The sequence below is a fragment of the Paraeggerthella sp. genome, assembly GCF_048427265.1.
GTDB classification, from domain to species: domain Bacteria; phylum Actinomycetota; class Coriobacteriia; order Coriobacteriales; family Eggerthellaceae; genus Paraeggerthella; species Paraeggerthella hominis.
Genome location: NZ_DBFOSR010000045.1, coordinates 1 through 7,350, shown reverse-complemented (window position 1 = coordinate 7,350; position 7,350 = coordinate 1). Strand labels below are relative to the sequence as shown.

Here is a 7,350-nt window from a genome sequence, read left to right as displayed (position 1 = left end):
GCCTACCCGGCCGGAACGTACGTATTCAAGCTCGATCCTTCGTCTTTGAAAGTGGGCGAGAGCGTCTTCGCATCGGATCCGGTGAAGTGCTCCTTCGACGGCACGAGGGATCAGACGGCCCGCTTGTCCCTGAAGCTCGATTCCGAGAGCATGGCCAAGATCGAGGCTGAGAAGGAGGCCGAGCGCCAGAAGGCCGAGGAGGAGGCTGCCGCGGCGAAGGCGGCCGAGGAGCAGGCCGCAGCGGCGGCTGCCGAGCAGGAAGCAGCTGCCGCGGCTGCCGCAGTCTCGGGCGGGGGCGGCGGAGACGACGTCACGGTCTACATCACGAAGACGGGCGAGAAGTTTCACCGCGACAGATGCCAGTACCTGAAGAAAAGCCAAATTCCCATCTCGCGCTCAAACGCGATCGCGCAAGGCTACGGCGCTTGCTCAAAATGCAATCCGTAGAACGAGAAGAGGGGGCGTCTGGAAAAGGCCCCCTCTTTTTCTCCTCGCAGCATGCGGAATCGTCGTGCCGCCCCTACGCCGGGCGTATCACCAGCTCCTGGATTAGGCTGTCGTTCAGGTTGCAGGCGCCGTCGCTGCAGTTCTCGATCTGCGCAAGCGCATGGATGATGGCCCCGTTGTAGTCGGCGTAGAAGTTCACGGTGCGCTCGTTCGTCACGCGCGGGTCGCGCATGGCGAAGCCTCCGAAGACGAACTTGTTATGGAAGAACATCTCGATGGAATTGCGCCCGTACAAAAACGCGTTTTGCCGCTTCACCAGGGAAGGGCAGTAGTCGACCAGACGGCATTCCTCGGTGAAGCAGGCGGCCAGCGCCCGGTGGTCCTTCGCTTGCATCGCTGCGACGAAATCGTTGATGACCATGACTGCCTCCTAGTAGACTTTCTCGGAATTGAGTAGGGCGTCGGTGCCGCCGTCCACGAACAGGACCACGCCGTTGATGCCGCATGCTTCAGGGGAGGCGATGAACGCCATGGCGTTGGCGATCTCGATGGGCTCCATAAGGGGCTCTTCGCCGAAATGCGTGGGCACGGGAATGGCTTCCATGGCCGCGCGCTGCTCAGGCAGCATGTTGTCGGTCATCGCGGTGCGCACGTTGCCGGGCGCCACCGCGTTCAGGCGCACGCCCCGCGATCCCCACTCGGGGCTCATGCGCCGCACCCAGCGGGCAAGCGCGTACTTCGTGGACGCGTAGTACACGTGGCCGATGGCGGGATCCACGTCTTTGACCAGTTCGAGAATGCGGTCCTCGTCGGCATGGTTGTTCAGCATGCCGGCTACGTCCATGCGCGCTGCTCCTTGCGCGATGGAGTTCGACGACGTGACCGTGCAGCTTCCTCCGCGCTTTTCCAGCAGGTCGAACACGCCGCGAGCCATTTCGGTGGCGCCAAAATAGTTGAGCGATACGATAAGCGATATGGGAGCCTTGCCGCCCGAAACGCCCGCGTTGCAGATCATGGCGTCGATGCCTTCGGGGTAGCGTTCGTGCAGCTCGGCGATCGCGTGCGCGCGTCCGTCTTTGGTAGCCAGGTTCGCATTGATGTCGCCGCCGTGCAGGTCTATGTTGACCACCTCGTGGCCGCGTCCGCGTAGGATTTCGGCGGTTTTCGCGCCGATGCCGCTTGTGGCTCCGGTGATGACGTAGATGCCCATGCCCGTCCTTCCCCTTGCAAGGTGCTTGCTTCCTTGCTGACGATGGTTGTCGTTTCGCTTCGAATCGTAGCAAGTTCTTGCGCGTGAGGTTCGCTGCAGCAGGCCAGCGGTCGGTTGGTCTTCATGCGCGGGCTGCGCGATTCGGCGAGCGGCGCACGTGCATGAACGTGCGAGCCGTTGGCTTTTTGCTGTGCGCCTTTTTCGCAAACGCGTTCGCGTCCTCGTTTTCCGCTTTCTTTAGAAATCCTTGAGAAACGGCTCGTATCGTGGATTGCGAAGAAGGCGAAGGAAAGGAAGCCGGCATGAGCTACCTGCTTGAAACCAAGAATCTCACCAAGCGATTCGGTCGCGGATCGGGCGCCCAAACGGCGGTCGACCGCGTGTCCTTGCATGTTCCCGAAGGTGCCGTGTACGGCCTTTTGGGTCCGAACGGGGCGGGGAAGTCCACAACGCTCAAGATGGTCGCAGGCATGCTGCGCCCTACCGAGGGCGATATCCTATTCGCAGGTCAACCGTGGTGTCGCAACGATCTGTACCGCATCGGGTCGCTTATCGAGAACCCGCCGGTGTACGCTAACCTCACGGCTCGCGAAAACCTGCGCGTGCGCACGACGCTGCTGAGAATCCCCGAGGCGCGCATCGACGAGGTGCTGCAAACGGTCGATCTGGCCGCAACCGGAAAGAAGCGCGCGGGGCAGTTCTCGATGGGCATGAAGCAGCGTCTGGGCATTGCGCTTGCGCTGCTCGATCGTCCGCGCTTGCTCATCTTGGACGAGCCGACCAACGGGCTTGACCCTATCGGCATCGAGGAACTGCGCGGCCTGATACGTTCGCTTCCCGCGCAGGGCGTGACGGTGGTGGTGTCGAGCCATATTCTGACCGAGGTGTCGCATACGGCTGACCATGTGGGCATCATCGCCGAGGGCTGCTTGGCGTACGAAGACGAGCTTGCGCCCGGCACCGATCTCGAGCGGCTGTTCATGGACGTGTGCCGTCGGGTGGCAGTGGAACGCAGGGCTGCTGGCGAGGACGGGGGCATGCGATGAGGGCGCGGCGATCAGATGAGTGCGCAGCGAATGCGGAGCAGTCCCGCGCTTGCGCCGCCCGTACCGGGCGCCCTTTCGCGTTTGCCGCCTATGCGGCAGCTTTCAGGGCCGAAGTGCTCAAGGGCAAGCGTGCCGCACCTCGCAAAATCGCATTGGTTGCTCCGTTGCCGTTCTGCGCGATGGGCATGGCGGCGGCCGGTGTGTTCAGCGGCGGCGCGATCGGGGCCTTTGCCACGTACGGCTGGAACTACTGGTACGCGCTCATGCTCCCCGTTGCCGTCGCGCTCATGACCGCATCGATCGCCAACATCGACGCGCGGCAGAAGCTGCGGCCCGTTCTTGGGTTGCCGCTGCCCCCGTCGAGCGCGTGGTGGGCCAAGACCGCGTACGCGCTGGTGCTTGCGCTGGCGGCGAACCTGGTGGTGCTGACGGCTGGCGTTGCGGTGAACCTTTTGGGTTGCGATGCGCCATCTGCGGCGGCGGGCCTGGTCGCAGCGGTGCTGTTGGTTGTCGGAAACGCCTGGATGGTTCCGGCGGGGCTTGTGCTTACCACGCGTTTCGGCACGCTTGCGGGCATTGCGATTCCCGTCGCGCTGCAGCTGGGAGCGGGCATCGCGTTCTGGACGAGCTCCGCATGGTTCCTCTTTCCTCCGGCAACCGCCCTGCGCGCGGTGTCGCCGTTCATGGGCGTCGCGCCTTCAGGCGTGCCGCTTGAGGCGGGCGATCCGTTGCTGTCGTTCGGGTGGGAGGCGATGCTGGGGCTTGGCATCGCCGTTGCGATCTTCGTCGCGCTGGCCGTGTTCGGTGCGCGATGGTATGGAAGGAGGGAGGCGAAATGGCGGTTCGGATGACGTTCGGGCGTGCGGTTCGCTCGGAAATCGTGCGCGTGCGCCGCTCGCCGCTTGCGGCGATGCACCTGGTGATCGCGCTGGCCCTGGGGGCGGCCGCCGGTGCGTATTTCGCGAGCTCCGCTTGGGACAGCCTGCTGGGCGCCGATGCGTTCTTCCAGCTGCTGGGCGCCGGTGCGCCCCTGATCGTGGGCTTGTCGTGCGGCCTTTCCGTGGATGCGGAACGCGAGGCCGGCGATTGCGCGAACCTGCTGGGCGTGCCGTCGCGCAGGATCGCGTTCGCGGCGAAGGGCGCGGTGCTGCTGGCGCTCGGCTTCGCGGCTGCGCTTGTTGCGGCGGTGCTGTTCTGGGGGATCGTCGTCGCGGCGGGGCGGGACGCTCCTTCGCTGGCGGCGTGCCTTGCGGGTGCGTGCGGCATCGCGGCGGGCAGCGCGGCGCTGTACGCCCTTTCGCTGTGGGTTGCGCTGCGCTTCGGAAGAAACGCAGCCATCGGGTTGGGCGCAATCGGACTCGGCGTGGCGCTCGCCTCGATGGGCGGTTTGGCAAACGGGCTGGTCACCGGTACGCTGAGCGGATCGTTCGGCGCGAGCGCCGCCGTTTTCATCCCGTTTGCATGGCCCTCGCGCTTCGCATCGCTGGCCATAGAGCTGGCGATAGCCGGTCTGCTGTCGGCCGGGGCGCAGGTTGTGGCGGTACTCGTCGACGCGCTCGTGCGCATCGGCATCGCGTGCGCCGTTTCGACGATCGCGCTCGTAGCGGCGCTCCTCGTAGGCGCGGATCGTTTCGAAGACAAGAAGCTCGCCGGGGAGTAAGGCGCTCAAGGTACAATGAAGCCGAAAAGGCCGATGTCGCGCAAGGGGGCTTGCGAGATAGCGGCCTGCGGCGATGAAGGGCGAAAGGAACGGCATGGCTCGCTTGCTGGTGATCGATGACGAGAAGGCTATTCTCGATGCGCTTGCGCGTGTGCTCGAGCGGGACGGTCATACGGTGGTTGCGGAGTCCCGTTCGACGCGCGCGCTCGATCTTGACCTTGCTCGGTTCGATCTTGTCATCACCGATGTGATGATGCCCGATATGGACGGCTTCGAACTGGTGCGCCGCATGCGCGATCGGGTAGACTGCCCCATCCTGTTCCTTACCGCCAAGACCGAGGAAGGCGATGCCGTGATCGGCTACGGTTTGGGGGCCGACGATTACATCCGCAAGCCGTGCGGAGCAGCCGAGTTGCGCGCGAAGGTGGCGGCTCACCTGCGACGAGAGCAGCGCGATCACCATGTGGCGCTTGCGTTCGGACCCGTGCGCATCGACCTTGCAGCCAAAGAGGTTGCAGTCGACGGCGTTCCCGTTCGGCTGACGCCTACCGAGTACGCGCTTTGCGAGCTGATGGCGCGCCGCCGCGGTCAGGTGTTCTCCAAAGACGCGCTGCTCGAGGAGGTGTCCGGTTGGGATTCGCTGGCCAGCGCCGAAACCATCACCGCCCACGTCAGCGCTATTCGGGCGAAGTTCAGGGCGATGGGGGTCAATCCTATCGGCACGGTTTGGGGCGTGGGTTACAAATGGGAGCTTTAGGGGGCGCGCAGTCGCGGACTGCACGGGTCAAGGCGGGTGCCACGCATGCGGAGGACGAGCGATCGGGTTTGTCCGCCTCGCGTCGCGGCGTTCCGTTGGCGCTGATTATCGTACGCTATTTCGGCTACGTTCTGGTTGCGGTGGCGTTGCTGCTGGTCGGCTTCTGGACGACGTTCAGCTTGATGGCCAGCAGCGGGCTCGTCTACGTTGCCAATTACGCCGACGAGCGCGCTCCCGACATGGTCGCTGCGCTCGAATCCGGCGCGGTCGAGCCTGCGGACGTCCCCTCGTGCTATCGCTGGTGCGTATTCGATGCGGAAGGGCGCGTGCTCGCGTCCGATATGGCGGACGGCGACCGGGCAGCTGCGTGGACGGTCGTTCAGGACGGATCGACCGTTGCGGGCTTTGACGGCTTGGGCGGGGTCCGCCAGCAGGCAACGGCCGTGCTGCCGAATGGAAACCGGTGCGCGCTGCAATACGACTTCGTTCCCGATTTCACGTCTCGGGCCCTGCGCGATGCGCTTCCCGATCCTCAGACGCTGCTCATCGGCGCGTTCTTCGTCCTGTTCGTTGCCACGGTCGCGCTGATCGCCGTGCGCGCGGCGCGGGTGATATCCCGCAAGATGCAGCCTTTGGCCGAAGCCGTGGCTCAGATCGAGCGGCAGGACCTCGACTTTGCTGTGGGGTCGACCAACGTGCGCGAGGTGAACGACGTATTGCGCGCCATGGAGCGCATGCGCGCGGCGCTGGCCGATTCGCTGCAGGCGCGCTGGGCCGCCGACGATGCCCGCCGCCGGCAGGTGTCGGCGCTTGCGCACGATCTCAAAACGCCGTTGGCCGTTGCGCGCTGGAACGCCGACCTGCTGCACGAGACCGCGCTCGACGAGGACCAGCGTGCATGCGTCGAGGATATGTCCGATAGCGTGCGGCGCATGGAAGGCTACGTACGGCTTTTGGTCGAGGCTTCCCAGGCGGGCGATCCTGCCGTTGCCTCCGATGTGGATGTTGCCGTTCTGGCCGACGAGGTGCGGCGCCAGGCGCGGCAGCTGTGCGATGCGGGCGAGACGGCGCTTTCCTTCGACGCCACGTGCTCGGGTGCTGTTCGCGGTGATGCGACCAGCCTTGTTCGGGCTATTGCGAACCTGGTGTCGAACGCCGTCGAGCACGCTCCTGCCGGCTCGGAGGTGTCGGTGACGTTCGACGTGACCGAAGGCTGCTTGCGCATGACGGTGGAAGACGAAGGCCCCGGGTTTTCCGCAGCTGCGTTGGAGCGCGGAAAGGAGCGCTTCTTCACGGGGTCCGCGGATCGCAACGCCGAGGCCGGCCACTTCGGTCTGGGCCTTTCCATTGTGGACGACATCGCGGCGGCGCACGGCGGATCCTTCGAGATATCCAACCGGAGCAAGGGCGGCGCGCGCTGCGTGGTGAAGCTGCCGCTGGCGTAAAGTCGCGCTCGACGATTTCCGCAGCGGCGGCAAGCTGGTTGCGGCGGGTGCTATCGCTTCCGTTCGGAATCCGCTGTGCGCGTGTCCGCTTGGGTGCTTTGCTGCTTGCGGTAGCGGGCGAGCGCCTGCTCGTAGCTGCCGGCGGTCCTGCGGAAATAGGCGTTGTACCCGATGGTCGACAAGGCGGATATGATGAAGAAGATCACGACGAACTCGACCCACGCAAGGGGAATGTCCGGGGGAAACCAGGCGCCGATCCAGGCGCAGGCGGCTAGCGCGGGCAGCGCGCATGCGTCGAATCCGATCATGCGGGCAAGGTAAGCGGGCTTTTTGAGCACCGCTTCGGTGAACCAGAAGGCTTGCAGCACGCCGATCGACACGGTGGCGATCAGCAGCGAGGCGGTGAGGTTCAGCCCGTAGCTGGGGCCTGCGAAGATGTAGCCCATGACTAGGCACACGATCATGGACACGGTGAAGAAAACGCAGATGGTAAGGGCGGTTTGAATGGCTATGCGCTTCATGGCGAACTCCTTTGCTGCGGGCTACAGCCCGATCTTCTGCTTGATGGCGGGAGCGTACTGACGCGATACGATGACGGTTTCGCCGTTGTCCAGCAGCAGCTGGAGTCGGGCGTTCAGGTACGGTTTGATGCCTGCAACGTGGTCGAAATTTGCCAGCAACTGCTTGGAGGCGCGCACGAATTCGGTTCCGGCTAGCCGGTCCTCCAGCTCGTACAGGCGAAGCGGCGTTTCCAGTACGGCGTCCTTCAGGTACAGGAACGTGGA

Annotated in this window: 9 protein-coding genes and 2 pseudogenes; 7 read left to right on the top strand and 4 right to left on the bottom strand. The window is 64.7% G+C overall.

The annotated features are described in order from the left end of the window. Window positions 1-447: pseudogene (locus ACMNI9_RS04650) on the top strand (hypothetical protein); the annotation flags it as partial. A 73-nt stretch (window positions 448-520) separates the two neighbouring features. On the opposite strand, the gene ACMNI9_RS04645 reads toward ACMNI9_RS04650, so the two are convergent. After that, complete coding sequence (locus ACMNI9_RS04645; RefSeq protein ID WP_114567663.1) at window positions 521-868, bottom strand: hypothetical protein; 348 nt, start codon at window positions 866-868, stop codon at window positions 521-523. 9 nt (window positions 869-877) lie between these two features. Next, the gene (locus ACMNI9_RS04640) at window positions 878-1,657 is read right to left on the bottom strand and encodes an SDR family oxidoreductase (protein ID WP_418831044.1); all 780 of its coding nucleotides are present in this window, start codon (window positions 1,655-1,657) and stop codon (window positions 878-880) included. A gap of 302 nt (window positions 1,658-1,959) precedes the next feature. On the opposite strand from ACMNI9_RS04640, the gene ACMNI9_RS04635 reads away from it, so the two are divergent. The 6 genes and pseudogenes from ACMNI9_RS04635 (at window position 1,960) to ACMNI9_RS04610 (ending at window position 6,565) form a co-directional block, all read left to right on the top strand. Continuing rightward, window positions 1,960-2,703 (top strand): lantibiotic protection ABC transporter ATP-binding protein, encoded by a 744-nt coding sequence (locus tag ACMNI9_RS04635; RefSeq protein ID WP_418831043.1) that lies wholly within the window; start codon window positions 1,960-1,962, stop codon window positions 2,701-2,703. 113 nt (window positions 2,704-2,816) lie between these two features. Further along, entirely contained in the window at window positions 2,817-3,554 is a 738-nt protein-coding gene (locus tag ACMNI9_RS04630) for a hypothetical protein (RefSeq protein ID WP_418831042.1), read from the top strand. Then, a complete protein-coding gene (locus ACMNI9_RS04625; RefSeq protein ID WP_418831041.1) occupies window positions 3,539-4,363 on the top strand; it encodes a lantibiotic ABC transporter permease in 825 nt (274 codons plus the stop codon). Before ACMNI9_RS04630 ends, ACMNI9_RS04625 begins: the two co-directional genes overlap by 16 nt. Window positions 4,364-4,436: 73 nt before the next feature. After that, a pseudogene (locus ACMNI9_RS04620) lies at window positions 4,437-4,778 on the top strand (response regulator); the annotation flags it as partial. Window positions 4,779-4,934: 156 nt separating this feature from the next. Next, entirely contained in the window at window positions 4,935-5,120 is a 186-nt protein-coding gene (locus tag ACMNI9_RS04615) for a winged helix-turn-helix domain-containing protein (RefSeq protein ID WP_370632890.1), read from the top strand. Then, window positions 5,108-6,565 carry a sensor histidine kinase gene (locus ACMNI9_RS04610; RefSeq protein WP_418831040.1) on the top strand — a complete coding sequence of 486 codons (1,458 nt, stop codon included), beginning with the start codon at window positions 5,108-5,110 and terminating at the stop codon, window positions 6,563-6,565. Before ACMNI9_RS04615 ends, ACMNI9_RS04610 begins: the two co-directional genes overlap by 13 nt. Before the next feature lie 50 nt (window positions 6,566-6,615). On the opposite strand, the gene ACMNI9_RS04605 is transcribed toward ACMNI9_RS04610, so the two are convergent. Both ACMNI9_RS04605 and ACMNI9_RS04600 read right to left on the bottom strand, forming a co-directional pair. Beyond that, window positions 6,616-7,086, bottom strand: coding sequence for a hypothetical protein (locus tag ACMNI9_RS04605; protein ID WP_114567656.1), 471 nt, complete (start codon window positions 7,084-7,086; stop codon window positions 6,616-6,618). Window positions 7,087-7,107: 21 nt separating this feature from the next. Next, window positions 7,108-7,350: LytTR family DNA-binding domain-containing protein (locus tag ACMNI9_RS04600; RefSeq protein WP_418831039.1), on the bottom strand; the 243-nt coding region annotated here is incomplete at its 5' end.